This is a genomic window from Terriglobales bacterium (genome assembly GCA_035454605.1).
Classification (GTDB): Bacteria; Acidobacteriota; Terriglobia; order Terriglobales; family Acidobacteriaceae; genus DATMAB01.
On record DATIGQ010000208.1, the window covers coordinates 1 to 21598 of the forward strand.

At 65.4% G+C, this 21598-nt stretch carries 20 protein-coding genes and 1 riboswitch; of the genes, 9 read left to right on the plus strand and 11 right to left on the minus strand.

Annotated elements, in window-relative coordinates:
• On the plus strand, window positions 1-184 hold a 184-nt coding region (locus VLE48_14650), incomplete at its 5' end, for a EutN/CcmL family microcompartment protein (protein HSA94250.1).
• 103 nt (window positions 185-287) lie between these two features.
• Here VLE48_14650 and VLE48_14655 read toward each other — a convergent pair.
• From VLE48_14655 to VLE48_14675, 5 genes are all read right to left on the minus strand, one after another.
• Window positions 288-2522: a TonB-dependent receptor gene (locus VLE48_14655; GenBank protein ID HSA94251.1), complete on the minus strand. Its 2235-nt coding sequence runs from the start codon at window positions 2520-2522 to the stop codon at window positions 288-290.
• 27 nt (window positions 2523-2549) lie between these two features.
• Window positions 2550-2761: riboswitch (cobalamin riboswitch) on the minus strand.
• 63 nt (window positions 2762-2824) lie between these two features.
• Complete coding sequence (locus VLE48_14660; protein ID HSA94252.1) at window positions 2825-3547, minus strand: lysophospholipid acyltransferase family protein; 723 nt, start codon at window positions 3545-3547, stop codon at window positions 2825-2827.
• Entirely contained in the window at window positions 3529-4782 is a 1254-nt protein-coding gene (locus tag VLE48_14665) for an ABC transporter permease (GenBank protein HSA94253.1), read from the minus strand. Before VLE48_14665 ends, VLE48_14660 begins: the two co-directional genes overlap by 19 nt.
• Window positions 4775-5677 carry an ATP-binding cassette domain-containing protein gene (locus tag VLE48_14670; GenBank protein ID HSA94254.1) on the minus strand — a complete coding sequence of 301 codons (903 nt, stop codon included), beginning with the start codon at window positions 5675-5677 and terminating at the stop codon, window positions 4775-4777. The genes VLE48_14665 and VLE48_14670 overlap by 8 nt, the downstream gene beginning before the upstream one ends.
• Before the next feature lie 119 nt (window positions 5678-5796).
• A complete protein-coding gene (locus tag VLE48_14675; protein HSA94255.1) occupies window positions 5797-6492 on the minus strand; it encodes a PilZ domain-containing protein in 696 nt (231 codons plus the stop codon).
• 184 nt (window positions 6493-6676) lie between these two features.
• Between VLE48_14675 and VLE48_14680 the strand changes: the two genes are divergently transcribed.
• Entirely contained in the window at window positions 6677-8170 is a 1494-nt protein-coding gene (locus VLE48_14680; protein HSA94256.1) for a hypothetical protein, read from the plus strand.
• A gap of 66 nt (window positions 8171-8236) precedes the next feature.
• Here the strand turns inward: VLE48_14680 and VLE48_14685 are convergent, their stop codons facing one another.
• Window positions 8237-9718 (minus strand): sensor domain-containing diguanylate cyclase, encoded by a 1482-nt coding sequence (locus VLE48_14685; GenBank protein ID HSA94257.1) that lies wholly within the window; start codon window positions 9716-9718, stop codon window positions 8237-8239.
• A 90-nt stretch (window positions 9719-9808) separates the two neighbouring features.
• Between VLE48_14685 and glp the strand changes: the two genes are divergently transcribed.
• From glp to VLE48_14710, 5 genes are all read left to right on the plus strand, one after another.
• Complete coding sequence (gene glp, locus VLE48_14690) at window positions 9809-11059, plus strand: gephyrin-like molybdotransferase Glp (protein HSA94258.1); 1251 nt, start codon at window positions 9809-9811, stop codon at window positions 11057-11059.
• A 30-nt stretch (window positions 11060-11089) separates the two neighbouring features.
• Window positions 11090-11569 (plus strand): cyclic pyranopterin monophosphate synthase MoaC, encoded by a 480-nt coding sequence (moaC, locus tag VLE48_14695; protein HSA94259.1) that lies wholly within the window; start codon window positions 11090-11092, stop codon window positions 11567-11569.
• Window positions 11570-11577: 8 nt separating this feature from the next.
• Entirely contained in the window at window positions 11578-12324 is a 747-nt protein-coding gene (locus tag VLE48_14700; protein ID HSA94260.1) for a response regulator, read from the plus strand.
• Window position 12325: 1 nt separating this feature from the next.
• On the plus strand, window positions 12326-12811 hold the full coding sequence (locus VLE48_14705) for a MogA/MoaB family molybdenum cofactor biosynthesis protein (protein ID HSA94261.1): 486 nt from the start codon (window positions 12326-12328) through the stop codon (window positions 12809-12811).
• Between the two features lie 61 nt (window positions 12812-12872).
• Complete coding sequence (locus tag VLE48_14710; GenBank protein HSA94262.1) at window positions 12873-13502, plus strand: VTT domain-containing protein; 630 nt, start codon at window positions 12873-12875, stop codon at window positions 13500-13502.
• Here VLE48_14710 and VLE48_14715 read toward each other — a convergent pair.
• The 4 genes from VLE48_14715 to VLE48_14730 are packed head-to-tail and all read right to left on the minus strand — an operon-like array spanning window position 13499 to window position 16761.
• The gene (locus VLE48_14715; GenBank protein ID HSA94263.1) at window positions 13499-14023 is read right to left on the minus strand and encodes a DUF6580 family putative transport protein; all 525 of its coding nucleotides are present in this window, start codon (window positions 14021-14023) and stop codon (window positions 13499-13501) included. The genes VLE48_14710 and VLE48_14715 overlap by 4 nt on opposite strands.
• Window positions 14024-14077: 54 nt before the next feature.
• Complete coding sequence (locus VLE48_14720; GenBank protein HSA94264.1) at window positions 14078-15118, minus strand: metal-dependent hydrolase; 1041 nt, start codon at window positions 15116-15118, stop codon at window positions 14078-14080.
• Between the two features lie 18 nt (window positions 15119-15136).
• On the minus strand, window positions 15137-16087 hold the full coding sequence (locus VLE48_14725) for a diacylglycerol kinase family protein (protein HSA94265.1): 951 nt from the start codon (window positions 16085-16087) through the stop codon (window positions 15137-15139).
• Between the two features lie 50 nt (window positions 16088-16137).
• Window positions 16138-16761 (minus strand): DUF1579 family protein, encoded by a 624-nt coding sequence (locus VLE48_14730; GenBank protein HSA94266.1) that lies wholly within the window; start codon window positions 16759-16761, stop codon window positions 16138-16140.
• Between the two features lie 74 nt (window positions 16762-16835).
• Between VLE48_14730 and ligA the strand changes: the two genes are divergently transcribed.
• On the plus strand, window positions 16836-18854 hold the full coding sequence (gene ligA, locus VLE48_14735) for an NAD-dependent DNA ligase LigA (GenBank protein ID HSA94267.1): 2019 nt from the start codon (window positions 16836-16838) through the stop codon (window positions 18852-18854).
• Between the two features lie 96 nt (window positions 18855-18950).
• Here ligA and VLE48_14740 read toward each other — a convergent pair whose 3' ends face one another.
• The gene (locus tag VLE48_14740; GenBank protein HSA94268.1) at window positions 18951-19433 is read right to left on the minus strand and encodes an HIT domain-containing protein; all 483 of its coding nucleotides are present in this window, start codon (window positions 19431-19433) and stop codon (window positions 18951-18953) included.
• Between the two features lie 268 nt (window positions 19434-19701).
• Between VLE48_14740 and VLE48_14745 the strand changes: the two genes are divergently transcribed.
• Entirely contained in the window at window positions 19702-21573 is a 1872-nt protein-coding gene (locus VLE48_14745; GenBank protein HSA94269.1) for a 30S ribosomal protein S1, read from the plus strand.
• Window positions 21574-21598 lie beyond the last annotated feature (25 nt).

Genomic DNA, 21598 nt, shown 5'->3' on the forward strand with positions numbered 1-21598 from the left:
CCCGGACGACACCGAGCACGGTGAACCCGTCCTGGCACTCGATGCCGTGGATGCCGGGGTAGGCGACCGCGTCCTGGTGGTGCAGGAAGGCTATTCCGCCATGAGCGCCGCCGGCCGCGTCAACGCGCCCATCGACATGACCATTGTCGGCGTCGTCGACACAGTGGACATGCTGAAGACGTAGCCACGGATTCACACGGGATGAACACGGATCGGTTCTAAGTTCGCAGTTCACTGCTCGCAATTCCGTGTCCCTCCGTGTTCATCCGATGGCCAAAGTCTTGCTTCTATTCGCCGCCGATCCGGAACCGCATGCCGGCGCGCACGTTCACTCCGAGGGCAGGATAGCCTACGACTTCGTTGTACTGGCGATCGAGCAGGTTCTCGAGGTTGGCGTAGAGCGTCACGCGCGGATGTACCGCGTACCACCCGCCCAGGTCCACGCGCGCGTATCCGGCGGCGTGGGTGATAGGCGTGGGCGCAACGAAGAAGTCCGAATCCGGACGCCGCCCCACGAAGCTGCCGCCCAGGTTGCCGCCCCAGCGTCGCGCCAGGTAGGTAAGCCGCAGCGAGCCCAAATGTCGCGGTCGGCGCAGCAGCGGCGAACCTGCCGGATCCGGCCCGAACGGAGCTTCCAGCACCTGGGTGGAAGTGTAGACATAGGCGGCGTCCAGCGTCAGGTCGCGCCGCAGCCGTCCGTGCGCTTCGACTTCCGCGCCGTGCGCGAACGCGCGGTTCACATTCACGTACTGGCTCTGGAAAGTCACCGGATCAATGACGAAGTTGATCTGGTTGCGAAACAGATTGTGAAAGTAGGTGGCGGCCAGCGTGAAGCGGCCCCCCGCAAAACCCTGCTCGAAGCCGCCCTCCAGCGACCGGTTCTCCTCCGCCTTCAGGTCAGGATTGGGCAACGTAGGAAAGGATCCGGTGAAGCCGAATGATTCCTCGAAGCGCGGCGCTTTGATGCCTTCCCCGTAGGCGAAGCGCAGCCGAGTCCCGGAGAGCGCCTGGCCTCCATGAAGCGCCAGCACGCTGACCGCGACGCGCGGCACCACCCGGTTGCCAAAGCTCTCGTTATGCGCATAGCGGAAGCCGTAGACGGCGGCGATGCGCCCGCGCGTGAACACCTGCTCGGCGTAGAGCGCGTGGTTCCGGCGCAGGCCTCGCGTGTGACTGGTGCCGAGCGCCGGCGTGAACGTTCCGAAGTCGAGCGTGAGGAACTCCGAATCCAGCGCGCCGTTCTCGTCCTCGAACTCGTAGCCGAAGGTAGTGCGCAGCCAGGCCCGCGGGGCGTACTCGCCCTGGTAGCTGAAGCCGGCGCGGTTGATGTTGGTGAAGGAGGAAAAGAAGCAATCGGTGAAGTCGAAGGCTGCGACGTCGCAGCCGCGGTCGGCGACATCATCCTGGTTCAGCCGCTTGTGGTTGTACTCGTAGCCGCGCAGCCGATGCTGCCAGCGCGCCGGTGCGGCGATGGCCAGCTCGGCCGAGGCCAGAAAGTTCCTTTGCCGTGCGAACTGGTCGATGTCCGGCGACGCCAGCGGCGCTCCGTTGAACTCCCACGCGCCCTGCACCCCGGAGCGGTTGTTGGAGTGCCGCGCCCGCAGCCGGAAGAAGACCCGCGGCGAAAGGGTCACGCCGATGTTTCCGCCTTGCGAGGAATTGCCGTACTCGTCGTTCACTCCCTGGCCCTGCGTATGGAATTCGTCCGCGAACAGGTTGAAGTCCAGACGGCCGCGCGCGCCCGCCAGCGACGCATACCCATGGGCCGTGGAGAAATGTCCGCCATCAGCGCCGAAGCGCAGCTCCGGGGTACGCGTGCGGCCGGCGGCGGAGAACACTTCCACCACGCTGGTCATGGCGTCGGAGCCGTAGAGGGTGCCGACTGCACCGCGCACGAACTCCACCCGTTCGGCTTCCTGCAGCGGGACAACGCCGAAGTCGAACGTTCCTCCGGGCTCGGCGACCGGAACGCCGTCCACCAGGACCTTGTTGTAGCGGGAGTCGCCGCCGCGCACGAACAGCGACGCGATGCCGCCGCGCCGTCCAGCGGTATTGATGACGGCGCCCGGCAGAAAGCGCAAGGCTTCGCCCTCGGCCGTGGGCTGCATCACTTCGAGCGTTGCGCGGTCAAGTATCGCAACCGGCGCTCCGGATTCGGCGGCGGGCAAAGGCGTTCCCGATGCCGTAACCACGACGGTCTCCGCGCGCCCGGCCACCGTCAGTTGCGCTTTGTGCTCGGCATCGCGCGGAATTTCGACCGCGCCTTCGTATGCGGCAAAGGCTGCCGCCAGAACTTCCACGCGATAGGCGCCGGCCGTGAGTTGCGCGAACACAGCCGCACCCTGCGCGCTGGTGGCCTGTACGGCTACGGCAGTAGAGCTCTCTTGTTTGTACAGTGCCACGCGCGCGCCGCCGACCGCGGCGCCGTGCGGATCGAATACACGAACCGTGAGTTGCTCGGCTGAAGCGCACACCCATGCGCCCAGCAGGATCGGAACCAGCAGGAAACCACGAAGCGGCATCGCATCCTCCTTTGCACGCGAAAGGGGTTGATGGTGGCGGCTTCGCGCCGGTCTCCTGGCTTTGCGAGTCCGGATGCCGGGATCGGCACCCGTTCCTGCAGCCGGCCTTCCCATGGATTGAATCTCCACAGTGGCACGGCTGCGACAGCACTCGCTTACAGTTGCGCGGCAGCGCGGGATTCTCACCCGCTTCCCAGTCCCCGCCCAGCGGCGGGGACGCGCGAATCCGGATTGAGAAAGAGCAGGCGGACGCAGACGGCGTCCGTCAACGCCCTAGACTGTAGTCCGGGCGGAGAAAGCTGTCAACGCAGGCGCGCGACGTTCTGCTCCGCGAACGCGCGAATGCGGTCGAGCGTGGCCTGCATCTCGGCATGATAACGATCGAGCGCGGGCGAATCAGCGTCCTCCGGCACGTGGATGAGCCGCCCAATGCGCACCAGGGCGCGCGAGAACGGCTTGGGAATCATGAACTGGTCCCACGAAGGCAGCACCCACGGATCCTCGAGCGCGATGTGGAAACACATGACGGGTACGCCCGTGTTGCGCGCCAGCAGCACCGGGCCGGGCTTGGCGACGTAGCGCGGGCCGCGCGGACCGTCGATGGTGAAGGCCACGGTGCGCCCCTCGTCGATCTCGCGGTGCATGCCCAGGAGCGCCCGCACCGCGCCGCGCGAGCTTGATCCGCGCACCGCGCCGTATCCGAACTTCTCGATGATGCGCGCGATGTACTCGCCGTCGAAGCTCTGGCTGGTCATCACGGCGATGTCACGCTCCCGGAAATGCCAGGTGGCCACGAACACGCAGCGATGCCAGAACACGTAGATGGCCGGACGGACGTTGCCCTCTGCCGGACCGCCTTCCTCAATGGAAACCGCCCAGCGCAGCGTCGGAGCAATCACGCGAATGGCGAGCGTACCCGCCCACGTGGCCAGCCAAATCACGAACCTCTGCCACACCGTGAAGCGGACTTCTGTTCGCGGCTTCTCCTGCGGCGCCGCGCCGGCGGTCACGCGTACTTCGTCCATCGCCACACTTCCGCCAACGTTGGCCGCTTGCCGTACATCAGGATGCCGATGCGGTAGATACGCGCGCACAACCCCAGCAGCCCCCAGGTGGTGCCGGTCAGCAACCCAAGGCACAGGATGATCTGCCATGCCGGAGGCATCTCCACCAGGATGCGCACGTACATCAGCAGCGGCGCGAAGAAAGGCACCATGGAGAGCCAGATGGAAGCCGTCGCGTCCGGCCGCCGGATGACGAAGAACACCAGAATGATCGAGACCAGCAGCGGCAGCATCACCAGGGTCTGCAACTGGTAGGCTTCCTGCTCGGAATTGGTGATGGCCGCCAGCACCGCCCATAGCCCGGCGTACAGCAGGTATCCCAGCACGAAGAAGACGGGAAAGAAGAGCAGAGTGCTGAGAGGAAGTTGCAGGCCGATGTCCTTCCACTTGGCCATGGCGGGAATCAGCACGGCGACCCCCATCAGCGCCCAGATACCCATCTGCGTCATGCCTACCAACCCCACGCCCAGGATCTTGCCGGCCATCAACTGGCGGGAAGAAACGGAAGAAAGAAGCACTTCGACGATGCGAGACGCTTTCTCCTCCAGCACGGAGCGCATCAGAATGACGCCGTACATCAGCACCACGCCATAGAGCGAGGTCACCAGCAGCACGGTCATGACCACCATGCTGCGGCCGCTCCAGCGCCGCTCCGTTCCCTGCTCCACCCGCACCGTCTGCAGATCGAATGGCCGCAGCAGTTCCTGCATATTGACGTTGGCAGCGCCATGCCGGCGGAGCTCTTCGCGCATCATGGCCACCTGCAGGGCGACACGCAGGCCGCCCCACTCCATGAAGTCGCCTACGCCGCGCGAGCTGTAGAGCACTTTGCGTTCGGCCAAAGCGTCGTCGGTCGCCCACAGGTAGCCATCGATGGCGCCTGCGGCAACCTGGGCGCGCAGCGATTCCCGCTCCGCGTCCGTCGCATGGGTGCTGACGCGCACCTGGAACTTCACCGCCGTGGGGTTGCTCTCATCGACTTCGGTGAGCTGCTGCCGCAGCATCTCGCCGAACTCTGCCCGCGACGCCACGACCACGATGCTGCGCCGCACCTCCAGGCGGTAGCTGGCCAGGCGCGCGGGAATCACCAGCAGCACCGAAATCAGCAGGGGCATGAGCAGGGTAGTGAACCAGAAGGCGCGGGTGAACACCCATGCCCGGTACTCCCGCTTCAGGATGAGCCATACGTTACGCATCGGCCTTGGCCACAACCTCCAGGAAGATCTGCTCCAGCGAGGGTTCCACCAGCTCGAAACGGCTCACGCGGCAGGTGGCCGCTACCAGCTTCAGGAATTCGTGTGCGTCGGCGCCCGCTTTCAGCCGCACTTCGGCGTAATTGCCGTAGTCGTTGAAGGATTCCACTATGCCGTTGCCGGTCAGGAAGGCGGCCGCGCCCTCGTAGCTCACGTGCACCATGTTCCGCCCGTAGCCTGCCTTGATGCGCTTGAGGTCGCCCTGCAGCACGGCATGTCCGCGGTGCAACAGACAGATGGTGTCGCAGAGACGCTCGATCTGCTCCATGCGGTGGGTGGAAAACAGCACGGTGCGACCGGCGTTTTTCAGCTCCACCAGCACATCCTTCAACATGGCGGTGTTCACGGGATCCATGCCCGCGAAGGGCTCATCCAGGATGACGAACTCCGGGTCGTGGAGCAACGCCGCCACGAACTGCACCTTCTGCTGCATGCCTTTGGAGAGTTCTTCGACCTTGCGTGGCAGCCAGTCGGCAATGTCCAGCCGTTCGCACCATTGCCGCGCCCGGCGTTCCGCTTCGCTGCCCGCCATTCCCTTGATTTCGCCCAGGAACCGCAGCTGGTCGAGCACCTTCATGCGCTTGTAAAGGCCGCGCTCCTCCGGCAGGTATCCGATGCGCCGCAGGTGCTGGCGCTGGAAGGGTTCGCCGAACAGCCGAACCTCGCCCGCATCCGGCACCAGGATGCCCAGGATCATGCGCAGCGTGGTGGTCTTGCCGGCGCCGTTCGGGCCCAAAAGTCCGAAAATGGTCCCCGGCGAGATGGCAAACGAGAGGCTGTCCACTGCCACAAAGTGGTCGTAAGCCTTGCGGACACGGTCCAGGACGACGGTGGCCATTCCGCTCCGAGTGTAACGCCACCGGCGGCATTTTGCGTGGAAGAGCGGGCTTTAGCCCCGCTTCAGCAGCGCACCGCGAAACGGGCTTTAAGTCCTGGTGACCGAAATGCGAGGTCGCTTCAGCCGATACCCAGATAGGTATCGATCCACTGGCGGACAGCTATCCGGCGTTCATCGCCGGGTTCGAAGCGCAGGCCAATGACGTCCGGATCGCGCCGCCACACCACCGTGGCTCCCAGCTTCAGCGGCTTTTCGCCCGGCAGTGTGAAGCCCACCTCCACGTTTTCCCCCAGCGCCATCTTCTCCGGGCAGCGCAGCGACATCCCTCCGGCGCTCACTTCCAGGGTGGAGGCGGTGAACTTGCGCCCGGCGCGCTCGATGGCCAGCTCGGTGAATACGGGCACGCGCACGTAGATGCGCAGCTCGTTGATCACCAGCAGATGCGTGGCGCGCACCACCTTGAGCGCGGATTGCCGGTCCACCGGCTCCTGCAGCATGGCATTGACGCCGTACTTGGAGTAGCGGATGGCTTCTTCCGGGCCGCGGCTGATGCCGTACACCACGATCCGCCGGTTCGAAGGCGAGCCCCGTGCCGCCTGCAGAATGGCCTCCGCCTCCTCGTTCAGCCGCAGCACGCAAGCCTCGAACTTCTGCTTATGAAGACGCTCGACCGCGTCGCCCACCACGGCTTCCGTGCGGATGCCAAACTGACGGAAGCAGTCGCGCAACACACCCGCCGTGGGCTCGTCCAGGGAGAACAGCGCGACGGTCGCGGACTTGCGTTCGTCCGGCGCTGTCTTCGGGGTCGTACTCATGTTGTCGGCTCTTTCCCTGGGGAAGGGGGAACGGCATTGTTTCGCGTCTCCAGGGACTTTGGCAACTGGTTTCCTGCTGCCTCCGGGGGGCGCATGGCTTCAATTGGCGTCTCCAGGCCGCCACTTCTAGTATCATGAGGGCCTGATTTGACCGGCGACCCTCCCTCGCGCCGGCTTGAGAAGCATGGCACAGCCTGGCACTGAGTCCACCTCCCGCGCCCGACCAAGCGGCCCCACCATCGGCCGCTGGCGCAAATGGCTGATGGCCTTCCTGTTTCTCGCCTGCTTCGGGTTTGCAGGCGGGGCCGCTTTTCTGCTGTTCGCTCTGGTGCCCCTGGATCATGCTTTGGAGACCCGCGGCTGGGGCCAGGCCGGCATCGACCGGCTGGTGGGATTGCTGGTCTGGGCCTGGGGTTTGATCGCGCTGGCGGTCACCGCGCTCTACTACCGCCTTACGCTCAGCCGGACCTATCGTCGGCGGCCGGCCCTCGGCCTGCTCCTCTTCATGATGGTCGCTGCCGGTGCCACCTTCGCCCTGTTCCTCGACACCGGCATGGGCATCATCGCCGCCCGTCGCTCCCGCGTCGAGCAGCTCTCCCGCAACCTCACCTTCGGACCTTACCCGGACCTGGAGGACCTGAAGAGCCTCAAGTTCCAGCAGTACGACGGCGTCATCACGCTGCTGCACCCCGCACTGCCATTTGAGAAGGTGCTCCTGGACCGCGAAACGCAGGCCGCCGCGGAGGCCGGTATCCCGGTGTACTCCTTCCCCATGCTGCCCTGGATCTCGGAGAACCGGGAGGCGCTCGAAGCGGTTCAACGGCTGCTGGGCGACGGCAGCAAACGCTACTACGTGCACTGCTACCTGGGCCAGCATCGCGCCAACCTGGTCCGTCAGATGGCCACGCATGGCCTGGGGCTGGCGCAAGAATCCGTCGACGAACTGCTGCCGGACAGACTGGAGCGTGGCACGCTGTTCACTTATGAGCAGAAACGCATCGTGCTCGGACCGCTTCCCGTCGACCAGGAATGGTTCACCGCGGTCTTGCGCCACGGCGTACGCGAAGTGATCTCTACGCTCGATCCCGCGGACCCCGACAACCAGCCCTGGATCGAGCAGATCGACAAGGTGGCCGCCGACTACAACCTGAAAATCACCTCCAAGCCGATCGATACGCATGCGCCCGACCCGCTGGCCATCCGCGACCTGGCCCAGTACGCGCGCAATGCCACCGAGCGCGTCTACATCCTGGGTTACCGCACCGGCCGCTGGGTCTGGCCCCTGGATGCCGCCCTGGGCAGCGGCCAGTTCACTCCCGTGCCTATCGCGCGAGAGTCCTTCGAGCGCGGACCCCTTTTTAAGTTCAACAAGAAGTACGTGCTCGGACCCTACCCGACCGACGACGAGATCGGGACCCTGAAGTTGGCGGGCATCCGCGAAGTCGTCTCTCTAATGGACGGCAGCAAACCCGACAATCAACGCTGGATCCAGCGCGAGCAGCAGTGGACCGCCGTCTATGGCTTCCAGTTCACCCACCTCTCCATTCCGTCATCGGGCGACGCCAGCAGCCAGGTCAGCCAGGCCACCGACTACATCCGCGGCCGCCCCGGCCCGCTCTACATCCACAGCTTCCGCACCGACGAACGCGTGCAGGCCGTGGCCAACCGGCTGCGCTGAGCTAGGCCTCGGCCGCGAGCGGGATACTCAAGCACTTCGCAGGAGCAACTACGAAGGGGAAGCTGCCTACCCTTTGCGCACGCCCACGGCGGCCATCACGCGGTTGCGGCCGGCCTGCTTGGCGGCGTAGAGGGCTTCGTCGGCGGCGCGCACCAGTTCGTCGCGCGTAGTGCCGTTCTCGGGATAGTCGGCCACGCCGGCGCTGATGGTCACTGGTCGCGGCACGCCGGGGAAGGGCCAGGACTCGACCACGCGGCGCAGCTTCTCGGCCACGCCCATGGCGTTCTCGCCGGTGGTCTCCGGCACCAGGATGGCGAACTCCTCGCCGCCGTAGCGGCACACCACGTCGGCCTTGCGCAGTTGCTGGGTGAAGATGGCGGACATCTGGCGCAGCACTTCGTCGCCCAGCAGGTGGCCGAACTCGTCGTTCAGTTTCTTGAAGTGGTCGATATCCACCATGATCACGGCCATCTGCCCGGTGTAGCGGCTGGCGCGCTCCATCTCCTCCACCACGCGCATCTCGAAGTAGCGCCGGTTGTAGATGGAGGTCAGGCCGTCGAGGTACGCCATCTGCTTCACGCGGTCGAAAAAGCGCGCGTTCTGGATGGCGCCGGCGCAGATGTCGGCCATGGACTCCAGCGCCTGCACGTCGGCGGGCTGGAAGGCGTTCTCGGTCGCGTTCTCCAGCGCCAGCACGCCCAGAGTCTGCCCGAAGGAGATCAGCGGCAGGCACAGCTCGGAGCGGGTCTCGTCGTATCCGGTCACGTAGCCTTCGACCTTGCTCACGTCGTTTTCCACCACCGGGCGACCGCTGGCCAGCGCCCGCCCGCAGAGGCCGGCGCCCGACGGCAGCCGACCACCAATGCGCATGCGCGGTGTTAACCGGCCCTGCTGCGCCTGGATCACCAGGTCGCCTTCTTCCTCGCGCAGAAGCACCGCCACCTCGTCTACCGGGAAGGAAGACAGGATCATGGAACAGACCTTGTCCAGCAACTGGCTCAGGTCCAGCATGCCGGTGGTTTCGCGGGCGATAGTGTTGATGGCTTCCAGCTGCGTGGAACGCCGGCGCTCCAGCGAATACAGCCGCGCGTTCTCCAGCGCGATAGAGGCCTGGGTGGAGAAGAGCGCGAGCAGGTCCACCGTCTCCTGGCTGAAGAAGTCCAGTTGGTCGCTCTGGCAGTCCAGGACGCCCACCACGTCGTCGCGCACCATCAGCGGAATCGCCACCTCGGAGCGCGTGGATTCCATCGCTCTCACATAGCGCGGATCCTTGGAGACGTCGGGGGCATAGATGGGGCGCTTGATCTGGGCCGCCGTTCCGATCAGTCCTTTGCCCACCGGTATGCGGCTGCCTTCGCTGCCGGCGGCGCGCCCGAAGTGCGCGCGCACGTAAAGTTCATTGTTCGCAGTGTCCAGCAGAAAAATGGTGGCGTTCTGGAACTGGAAGTAGTCCCGCAGGATGGAAAGGATCCGGTTCAGCACTTCGTCCAGCTCGAAGGTCGAGAGGACGGCCTGGCTGGCGTCGTACAGGATGGCGATCTTCTGCATTCCTGAACCGGATTCTACCGTATCGTTTAGCGGAAAACGCGCCAGAAAGGCGGCTTCGCAGGGCACGCTGGTACCATATCGGGCGGAACCATGGTTACCCCTTCCGCGCCCCCGGTATTGCCTTTTCCGGACGCCCGCCGCGTGGTCGAGGAACGCGCCCGCGAGGCCCGACCGACAGAGATCGAGCCGCTTCCGCTTCCCGAAAGCCGCGGCCGGGTGCTGGCCGAAAACGTGCTCTGCGACCGCGACCTGCCGCCCTTTCCCCGAGCCACCCGTGACGGCTTTGCCGTGCGCGCGGCGGACCTGGCCACCCTCCCGGCGCGACTGCGAGTCGTGGGCGAGATTCGTGCCGGCGGCGGGACGCCCCCGGGTTTCACTTCGCTGGCCGCAGGGGAGGCCATCGAGATCATGACCGGGGCCGCGGTTCCCGCGGGCGCGGACGCCGTGGTCATGGTGGAGTACACCGCCCGCAAGGGTCCTATGGTGGAGGTGACGCGCACCGCCGCGGCCGGTGAGAACGTGGTGCCGCCCGGGAGTGAAGCCCGCGCCGGGGACGTGATCGTAGCCCTCGGCACCCGCCTGGGCTACGCCCAGATCGGCGCCGCAGCGGCCGCCGGGCGCACCGAGGTGCGCGTGCACAGCCGTCCGCATGTGGCACTGCTGGCGACCGGCGACGAGATCGTGGACATGGCCGCCGAACCCGGGCCCAACCAGATCCGCAACTCCAACAGCTATTCGCTGGCCGCGCAGGTGGAGGCGGCGGGCGGCGACCCGGCGCGGTTGCCCATCGCACCCGACGAGCGCGAGGCCCTGCGCCGGCTCATCCAGCAGGGGCTTGGGGCCGACCTGCTGCTCATCACCGGCGGCGTCTCCGTGGGCCGCTACGACCTGGTGGAGCAAGTGCTGGGCGATTTCGACGCGGAGATCTTTTTCGCCGGCGCCCTCATCCAGCCCGGACGCCCGGTGGTGTTCGGGCGCGCGGCGCGCCAGCCCAACGCGCGCCCCACGTTTTTTCTGGGCCTGCCGGGGAACCCCATCTCAACCATGGTGACCTTCGAATTGTTCGCGCGCCCGCTGTTGGAAGCGCTTTCCGGCGCCGCGCCCGAGCCGCTGCATTTCCTGCGCGCGCGATTGAAGTCGGAGGTGAAAACAAAGACCGGCCTGACGCGGTTCTTGCCCGCGCGGCTCTCCGGCCAGCTCGAGGAAACCGAGGTCGAGCGAGTGCTCTGGCAGGGCTCGGGAGACCTGGCCTCGGCGGCCCGCGCCAACTGCTTCCTGGTGGTGCCTCCGGACCGCGAGCAGTTAGCCGCGGGGGAGATGGTCGCAGTCCTGTTGCGCTGAGCCACGATGTAAGATAGCCGTCCTCGTTGCATGCCGAAAAAGCTTTCCCATTTCGATACGCGCGGGCGGGCGCGCATGGTAGATGTTTCGGCCAAGCCGGCCACGCGCCGCGAAGCCGAAGCCACGGCCTTTGTCGCTATGTCCCGCCGCGTGCTCAAGGCGCTGCCCAGGAATCCCAAGGGGAATCCGCTGGAAGTGGCGCGCTTTGCGGGAATCAGCGCCGCCAAGCGCACCGCCGAGCTGATTCCCATGTGTCATCCGCTGCCGTTGAGCCACGTTGATGTGACCACACGGCTGTGCGAGAATGGCGTCTCCATCGCCGCCCGCGTGGCCACTACGGCGCCTACCGGCGTGGAGATGGAAGCGCTGGTGGCCGCCAGCGTTGCCGCTCTGACCGTTTACGACATGTGCAAAGCCCTGGACAAGGGCATGGAGATCCGCCGGGTCGTGCTCGAGCGCAAGACGGGCGGCAAGAGCGGTGACTACCGGCGTGCGCGCCCGAGGAAATAGCCAGCCCCATGCAGGCCAACGTCAAAGTACTGCTGGTGGACGACAACCCGATGGTGCTGGAGATGCTGCGCGCCGCCTTGGATCCTTTGGCCCACGTCTCGACCTCCACGGACGGCGCCGACGCCCTGCTCAAGCTCATCGACGAGCCCCCCGACCTGCTCATCAGCGACTTCCGCATGCCCGGGCTCGACGGCCAGCAGCTCCTGGACAAGATCCGCAGCCGCGCCGCGACCGCCAAGATGCCCGTCATCCTGCTGGCCAGCCGCGTCGATATCACCGACAAGCTGCGGGGCTTGCAGTCGGTCGAAGAGCTGGTGGAAAAGCCCTTCTTCCTGCGCGACGCCACCGCCCGCATCAAGAAGGCCATTGACCGCATCGCGCTGGAGAAGATGGCGCGCGATGCTCCCGGCGAAGGCGTGCTGCGCGGCAGCCTGGCGCAGATGAACGTCATGGACCTGTTGCAGTCGCTGGAGCTGGGCCACAAGACCTGCAAGCTGGTCCTGAGCAGCGACGGCGAGCGCTGCGAAATGTATTTCACCGACGGCCAGATCAACCACGCCGTCTACGGACCCTTGAAGGGCGACGACGCCGTGTACAAGGTCCTGGGCTGGCCGGGTGGCAGCTTCACCATCGACTTCACCGGCAAGAGCGCGGAGCAGACCTGCACCCGCTCCACCCAGGGGCTGCTCATGGAAGGCTTGCGCCTGATTGACGAGGCCAACCGCGACGCCGAAGAGAACATCCTCGAAACCTGACATGACGGCCGCGGTGCTCACGGTCAGCGACTCGGCGGCACGCGGCGAGCGCCGGGACCTCTCCGGTCCGGCGGTGGCCGAGGCGCTACGGCGCAAAGGGTTCGAGGTGGTCGCGGTGGAGATCGCGCCCGACGAGCGCACCACCATCGAGAACGCCCTCATGCGCCTGGCGGCGCGAGTGCGCCTGGTGGTCACCACCGGCGGCACCGGCCTGGCCGAGCGCGACGTTACACCTGAGGCTACGCGCGCCGTCTGCGAGCGTCTGGTGGATGGCCTCTCCGAACGCATGCGTCTCGAGGGCGCGCGCAAGACGCCCATGGCCGCACTGAGCCGCGGCCTGTGCGGCACGCGCGGGCAGTCGCTCGTGGTCAACCTGCCCGGCAACCCCGCAGGCGCCACCGACTCCCTGGCCGCCATCGTGGACCTGCTGCCGCACGCCTTGGAACTGCTCGCGGGGGACACCGCCCACCCGGCGGGCCATGCCTGATCGCGCGCCGCCTGGCACCGGCGCGCGCGCTCATCCTTTCGCGTAAAATGAACTAGTCCGTTTGGATTTCCTCAAGCACATCCTGGCGAAGTACACCGCTTTCCTGTGGGGTCTGATGGCGCCGCTGGGCTCGTGGGCGGTGTTCACGATTGCCTTCGTAGACGCCGCCTTCGTGGGCATCCCCATGGACCCGCTGGTGGCGGCGTACGTTTACAAGTATCCGCAGCAGTTCTGGCTGTATCCGGTGATGGGCGCCGTGGGCTCGGCGCTGGGCAGCACCATCCTCTACGGCATCGGGTGGAAGGGCGGCCAGCTCGTGCTGGCGAAGCGGGTTTCCCCTCAGCGCATGGCCAGCCTGCACAATTCCTTCGAGCGCCACCCTGCATGGGCGCTGATGCTGCCTTCCATGCTCCCGCCTCCTACTCCCTTTAAGCTGTTCGTGCTGGCTGCCGGGGTCTTCCGCATGCCATTGGGGGAGTTTCTCTTGGCGATCATCGCCGGGCGCATGGCGCGCTACACGGTCCTCTCCGTTCTGACGGTACTGTTCGGCGAGCGGGTCGTACACACGCTCGGCAACCTGTTCCGCGATCACCTCGGCGCCACGATAGGCGTGGTTGGAGTGGTGATCCTGCTGGTGATCCTCTACTACCGGCTGCGCGCCCCGGTTGCGGAACTGGCTACCGACGACTAGGCGGCCGCGCTACGGCCTTCGCCAACAGCGCGGGAGATGGAGGCCACCAGCGCCGGCAATCCGAAGAACGCCGCCGTGAAGACCAGATCGGACGCCACCGTGTTGCGGAAGAAGGGCACGGCGGCAGCGTAACAGGCCAGAAGTCCGTCGAGAGTCTTGGGGTACATGCTCCACACCGCCCAGACGGCGAAGTTGCTTACCAGGAAGAAAGAGACCGAAGTGGCCAGCGCCGCGCCGGCGATGCGCAGCGGCCGATGGTTCTCGCGCAGCAACCCTCCCATCAGCGCAATGGCCGCGTACCACGCCCACGTGATCAGCAAGTCTCCGGTAAACGGATAACCGTACACGAACCGGTTCAGGACCACGTCGGAGGCCGCCAACATGAGCAGCGGAATCCACATGCGACGCCGCGGCTGGCGCGCTCCGAAGTAGAGCAGCGACGCCCCCACCGGCGTGAAGTTCAGCATGGGTGGCAGGAAGCGCAGGGCAATGGCAAGGGCGACGAACAGGTAAGCCAGCATGTTCACCTCGGGGACTTGCCATTATTCGCGGCAGGGGACGGCCAGTCAAGCCGCTCAGCGCAACACTTTGCGCCGCCCGCTCATCTGTTCGGCCACGGCGCGGAGATCCCGGTCCAGCTCCACCAAAGCCTGCAGCGGCCGCCGGCTGCTGGGCTCGGGGTAGACGTAGCGCAGGTCGTAGAAGCGCACCAGGTAGCCTCCGCCCTCGGTGGGGCTCAGCGGCTCCACCTCCGTCATGGGATGCCGTGCCCAGTGCATGTACACGCGGCCCATATGCGAATCCTTCGCCGCCAGTGTGACCGGGGTGTCTTCGCTCTTGTATCGGATTTCCATGCGGTCTTCCGGATCGAGTGCGCCGGTGAACGAGTTCACATGCATGGAGGCGTAAAAATCCCTGGTCTCCGCCACCGCGTGCCACAGGAAAGGATTCATGGGATAGGGGAAGGCAGAGACGCGCACCGGGTCCTCGCCCTTGTAGATGCGCGCTTCCAGCACGGCCACGGCCTTGCGGTGCTGGTAGTCACGTACACCCCAGAAGACGGCGATTGCGATCAGGGCCATCACGGCGCCGCCTCGCCCGCGCGACACCGTGCGTCGTGACGCCACTTCTTCCTGGATGAGCGCGAACAGCGAGGGCAGCACCAATCCGGCCACCAGGATCACCAGCATCACCGGCTCGATGATGTAGACAGTGTCCCAGGCGAACCAACGGTCATAGAAAGGCGCGAAGGGACGCACCCCGTAGCTGTTGGTGAAGTCGAGCAGGATGTGGATCACGCCACCCAGGCATCCGTATAGGAACAGCAGGCCCCAGCGCGGCGGCGTGGGTGGCGGACGCTTCATCCGCAGTCGCAGCCGGTACCACAACCACACCGCAGCTAGCGAGAGTGCGCCGACCACCGGAGCGCCCAACAGCGTGTGAGTGAATCCTCGGTGCCCGTCGAAACCCACAGCCGGGCCCCCCAAGCTATACAGCAGATCCAGGTCCGGCATCTCGGCGCTGGCTACCATCATCGCCGTGGCCAGGGACGTGGTGCGGTTCAGGCCGGCGCGGCTCAGGCACAGGTTAGTCAGGAAGTGGGTGACAGGTTCCACAGCGCGGCTCGGCTCCTCTCAGGATGGACGTTGTGGTACCAGTAGCGTAAGCGCGTCCGGCACGATGGAGACTCGCACCGGCAGGCCGCCCAGCAGCTCGCCATCGGCTTCCGCGTGCACTCGCCGCCGCTCGTCCGGCGATGCGCGGCACACGACTTCGGTCGCGTCCAGGGCTTCGACGCCGGGCACTCGCCAGTTGATTCCCAGAAACACTCCCAGCAAATAGAAAAAGTAACGCACTTTGACCGGCGAGCGGTAGAGCAGCACGCGCAAACAGTCGCGGTGGAGGGCTGCGCCCGGCGCCAGCTTCCGCAGCGCACCGCCGAAATAGGAGATGCGCACCGCCATCATCTGGCCGACCTTGAGCGTGCGGTGCGCGCCGCCGGGTTCCGTCACTTTGGCCTCGAAGGGCGGAAACCTGCGGGTGAGGAACATCCATCCAGCCTGCCAGTAGTAGGCGCTCATGCCGATGCGGCCCTTGGCGGCCAGGTCCATGGAATGGAGCATGTAGGCATCGGGACCGCAACCCGCCATCACCGTGAACCAGCGCGAGCCGGTGGAGCCGTCGGCCTCGGTGTACTCCATGCGGCCGAGAGCGATGCGCTCGGTTCCGCCCTGCACCAGGGCCTTCGCGGCTTGCGCGGGATCGCGCGAGAGACCCAGGTCGTTGGCCAGCGCATTGCCTGTGCCCAGCGGAATGACGCCCAGAGCCGCGCGCGCCCCCGTCGCCACCACCCCCTGCAGGGCTTCGTGGACGGTTCCATCGCCGCCACAGGCGAGGATCGCGTCACAACCCGCAGTCACCGCCTCGGCGGCTTGCTCTGCCGCGCTGCCCGCGTGGCGTGTGGGCACCGCTTCGGACTCGATTCCGGCAGCCTGCAGCACCGTGCGCACGGCTTCCACGTCGGCAGCGCGTCGCTCCCGCCGTACGCCCGATGCCGGGTTGTAGATGAGCGCCGCCCTGCGCATGTCCGTGGCACTCTTCTATCACGGAGCGTTGGGCGGGAGGAAACCGGGCCCTACGGTGCCGATGCAGCGGCGGAAGCTGCCGCCCGAGCCTTGGCGCGCGTGTACTTGATGGTCATGCCGCGCGCCATGGGCGCGTCGCCCACCGACATGTCGATACCGAATTCGAAGGAGCCCGCCTTGAAGCCACTGTAGGTCATCTTCAGCTTGGTCTTCTGGCCCTCCATTTCGCTTTCGCCCAGGAAGACCAGGTTGTCGCCCTCCCAGTGGCCGACGGAAACGTCGCAGGTGGGCGTGAAGTTGTCGCACCAGACGCTGCGGTAGACCTTGTCCTTGGGATCCCAGTAGGTCATGCCGTGGCCGTTGAATTTTCCCAGGGAGCCGCGGGAGTTGTACTGCTCGACCAGGGAGTGCCCGCCCGGACCCAGAGTCACCTTGAACACGCCCTTGCCGGTGCCGCCCGCAGGGCTGAACGGGCTGGGCTCGTGCTTTTCTGCGCTGGACCACGTGCCCACCATCATCTTGGCCAGCTTCTCCATCTCCGGAGCGGGCTTGGGAGCAGCCCAGGCGGTAGCCGGTTCTTGCTCCTGCTTCTTCTCTTTCTCCTGGGCCTCTGCTACGGGCTGCGCCAGTGCCAGCGCTGTCAAAGCTACGATCGTTACGCCCCATCTCTTCATACGCGCTCCTCTGAATTGGAATGGAATGAGTACAGCCGGAAAACCGGGAAAACTCCCTGAGTATAATCCTGCCGATGGCCGCGACGAAGCCGGTGGCGGACAAAATCGAGAAGCTGCGCGAGAAGATCCGCTACCACGAGCACCGCTACTACGTGCTCGATAGCCCGGAAATCTCCGACGCCGAATTCGACCGCCTGGTGCTCCAACTGAAGCAGCTCGAAGCGGAGCATCCCGAGCTGGTCACGCCGGACTCGCCCACCCAGCGCGTGGGCGGCAAGCCGGCCGAGGGCTTCCGCAAAGTGGAGCACTCCCGGCCTATGCTCTCTCTCGACAACGCCTACAGCGAAGAGGAACTTGCCGACTGGGAGCGCCGGGTGCACGAACTCAGCGGCCGTAAGGACGTCGCCTACGTCTGCGAACTGAAGCTGGACGGCATGTCGCTGGCGCTCACCTACGCGGACGGACAGCTGGTGCGCGGCGTCACGCGAGGCGACGGCTCGGTGGGCGAGGATGTGACCTCGAACGTCCGCACCATCCGTTCGGTGCCGCTTTCGGTCCCTGCATCTGTTCGCAAGAAGGCGGCATTGCCAGCGGACTTCGAAGTGCGCGGCGAGGTCATCATGCCGCTGGCCGCCTTCCGCAAGATGAACGAAGAGCGCGAACGCCAGGGTCTCTCACCGTTCGCCAACCCGCGCAACGCCGCCGCCGGGACCATCCGCACGCTGGAGCCGAACGTCGTCGCTCAGCGGCGGCTGGACTTCTTCGCCTATTTCCTGCTGGCCAAGGGTCGCTACTATTTCGACCACCACTCGAAAGCGCTCGAGGCTCTCGAGGAAGCCGGTTTCAAGGTCAACCGGCATTACGTGGTGGCCAAGAGTCTCGACGAGGTACTGCGCTTCATCCGCGAGTGGGAAGAGAAGCGCGAGAAGCTGCCCCATGAGATCGACGGCGTGGTCATCAAAGTGGACTTTACCGCGCTCCAGGACGAACTGGGCTACACGGGCAGGGCGCCGCGCTGGGCCATCGCCTACAAGTACGCGGCGCGGGCGGGAACAACGCAGGTCGAGGACATCCACGTGCAAGTAGGGCGCACGGGCAAGCTCACACCCGTGGCCGTGCTCACACCCGTGCCCATCGGCGGAACCACGGTTTCGCGCGCCACTCTGCATAACATGGATGAGATCGAGCGCCTCGGCCTGAAGATCGGCGACTGGGTCGAAGTGGAACGCGGCGGCGACGTCATCCCCAAGGTCACGCGTGTGGTGGAGGACAAACAGCATCCCCGCGGCCACAAGAAGTTCCACATGCCGGAGCGTTGCCCGATCTGTGGCGGGCACGTGGTGCGAGATGAAGGCGAGGTTGACCACCGCTGCGTCAACGCCAACTGTCCCGCCAAGCTCAAGGAGACCATTCGCCACTTTGCGGCCCGCTCGGTCATGAACATCGAGGGCATGGGCGAGGCGCTCGTCGACCAGCTCTGTGACCGCGGCCTGGTGAAGAGCGTGGCCGATATCTACGACCTCACCAGGGATCAACTGGTCGCGCTGGAGCGCATGGGCGAAAAGTCGGCGCAGAACCTGCTCGAGGAGATCGAGGCCTCGAGGAAGCTGCCGCTGGAGCGCGTGATCTACGGCTTGGGCATCCGCTTTGTGGGTGAGCGCACGGCGCAACTCCTCGCCGAGCACTTCGCCTCGCTCGACGCGCTGATGCACGCCAACGAAGAGGAATTGCAGCAGGTGACGGAAGTCGGCCCGCGCGTTTCGGAAAGCATCCGCGCCTTCTTCGACGAGAAACGCAACCGCGAACTGGTGGAACGTTTGCGCAAGGCGGGCTTGACCTTTGAGGCGAAGAAAAGGAAACGCGGGACGAAACTCGCAGGCAAAACCTTTGTATTGACGGGTACACTCGCTCACCACTCCCGCGACGAAGCCCGGCGCCTGATCGAAGATGCCGGCGGCAAGGTCACCGGCTCGGTCAGCAAGAAGACCGATTATGTGGTCGCCGGCGCCGATCCCGGCTCGAAACTCGACAAGGCTCGGGAACTCGGAGTGAAGGTGATTGGGGAAAAAGAGATGGAAGAGCTCGTGGATTGAATCATTGGGTCAGTCAATCATTCAATCATTGCACGACATCCGAAGCGGGGGCTGGTCTTGCTTTTCATTGATTCACTGACTCATTGATTCAATGATTCAATCCTGTAGTTTTCCCTTCACCCTTTCCCAGGTCGTCTCCAGCGTCTCCGGCAGCACCCTGGTTTCGGCCACGGCGGACATGAAATTCGAGTCCGCCACCCAGCGCGGCAAAATGTGCAGGTGGACGTGCCCGGCCACGCCGGCGCCGGCGGCTTTGCCGATGTTCATCCCCAGGTTGATGCCGTCCGGTTTGTAGAGTTCGCGCAGCACGCCTTCCATGCGCTGCGAGAGCACCATCATCTCCTGGGCGGTGGGCGCAGGCAATTTCTGCAATTCGTCGAGATGCTCATACGGCACCACCATCACGTGCCCGGGCGTGTAGGGATAGGCGTTGAGCAGGATGTAGCAGCGCGGACCGCGGTGCACGATGAGCGCCTTGCGGTCGTCCTTTTCCTTGATCTTCTCGCAGAAGATGCAGCCCGGCGTCTTGTCCGTCTGGGTGACGTAGGCGTAGCGCCACGGCGTCCACAGGTAATCCATGGTCGGGCAAGGGTACCAGAGTGGGGACGGGCGGCCCAAGCTTAGCGGGCAGCGTGGGGCGCCGTAATCGCATCGAAGAATCCGGGGCGCTGGTTTGACACCCCAAAAGCGCGGTTGCTATAGTTTTTGAGTCCTGTGGCGCGCCTTTCGCGCTGCAGGCCCCGGCCGCTGGAGTCCCAAGCCCGCTGTCGTCACGACACGGGCGTCTCATTCCAGAGAGCGTTGCGCCAGCAGTCCGCGAATTTTTCTCGAAGGCTCCGCTTTCCGCATGCGCGAAACGGAGCTTGAACAGGACACGACTTTGTCGAACCCGAACCCGACCCACACCGAAGACAACCCGAACAACCCGGAAGCGACCGCCGAAGCGCCCGTCGTTGCTGAGACCCAGTCCGTGCCCGAGCCGCCGGCCGCTGCTGCGGCGCCGGTTGCGGCGGCTGCGCCTCCTGAGCCCGCGGGCGAGAAGGAAACCGTAGACTTCGCCCAGGCACTCGAAACCTACACGGCCGAAACCGAAGGCAGCGTGCTGGACGACAAGGTCCACACCGGCACTGTGCTCAAGATCACGCCCACCCACGTCGTGGTGGACGTGGGTTTCAAGTCCGAGGGCCTGGTGCCCATCGCCCAGTTCCAGGACCATGAAGGCAACGTCAAAGTGCAGCCGGGGGACGAGATCCCGGTGATGCTGGAGCGCGGAGAGCACGAAGAAGGCTACGTCCTGCTCTCCCACGAGAAAGCCCAGCGGCTGAAGGTGTGGGACGACATCGAGAAGGCCTACCACGAGAACCGAGCCATCCATGGGCGGGTGGTGGAGCGCGTGAAGGGCGGCCTTTCCGTGGATATCGGCGCGCGCGCCTTCCTCCCTGGCTCGCAGGCCGACGTCCGCCCGGTGCGCAACCTGGATTCGCTGGTGGGTCAGGAATTCGACGTCCGCATCGTCAAGCTGAACAAGAAGCGCGGCAACATCGTGGTTTCGCGCAAGCAGCTTCTTGAGGAAGAGGTTGCCGCCAAGCGCTCCAAGACCCTCGAGCATCTGGAAGAAGGTTCGGTGCTCACCGGCACCGTCAAGAACCTCACCGACTACGGCGCGTTCATCGACCTGGGCGGCATTGACGGCCTGCTGCACATCACCGACATGTCCTGGGGCCGGCTCACGCATCCCCGCGACCTGGTCCACGTGGGCGACGAGATCCAGGTGAAAGTCCTCAAGTTCGACAAGGAAAAGCAGCGGGTTTCCCTGGGCTTCAAGCAACTGACCCCGGACCCGTGGCTGGACGCGGCGCACCGCTATCCGGTGAGCGCTCGCGTGAAGGGCCGCGTCATTTCGGTGACCGATTACGGCGCCTTCATCGAGCTGGAGCAGGGCATCGAGGGCCTGGTGCACGTCAGCGAGATGACCTGGTCCAAGCGCATGAAGCACCCGTCGAAGATCGTCAAGGTGGGCGATGAGGTCGAAGTCGTGGTGCTCGACGTGAATCCCGGCGAACGCCGCATCTCGCTCGGCCTGCGCCAGCTTCTGGCCAATCCCTGGGAATCGCTGCAGGAGCGCTTCCCGGCCGGCACCGTGGTGGAAGGCCGGGTGCGCAACCTCACCGAGTTCGGCGCCTTCGTGGAGATCGAAGACGGCATCGACGGCCTGGTGCACGTTTCCGACATCAGTTGGACCAAGCGCGTCAAGCATCCCTCGGAAGTGCTGAAGAAGGGCGACCGGGTGAAGACCGTCATCCTGTCCATCGACAGCAAGAACCGCCGCCTGTCGCTGGGCATCAAGCAGCTCCAGCCCGACGCCTGGGAAGCGTTCTGCAACAGCCACCATGCCGGCGATGTGGTCCACGGCAAAGTGGTGCGTTCCGCTCCCTTCGGCTTCTTTGTGGAAGTAGCGGACGGCGTCGAGGGCCTGTGCCACACTTCGGAAGCCGTGGATGAGCACGGCACGCAGACCAAGCTGGAACCCGGCTCCGAGCACAACTTCCGCATCCTTAAGATGAGCCCGCAGGAGAAAAAGATCGGGCTCAGCCTGCGCACGGCCGGCAAGGAAGGCAGCCGCGCCGAAGTCGAAGCCTACAAGCACTCCGCTTCCAGCGCCACCTCGACCATCGAGGAACTGATGTCGCTGAAGCGCGCGGGCAACGGGCAGAACTAGCGGCCGCGTCAAGCAATTGCTAAGG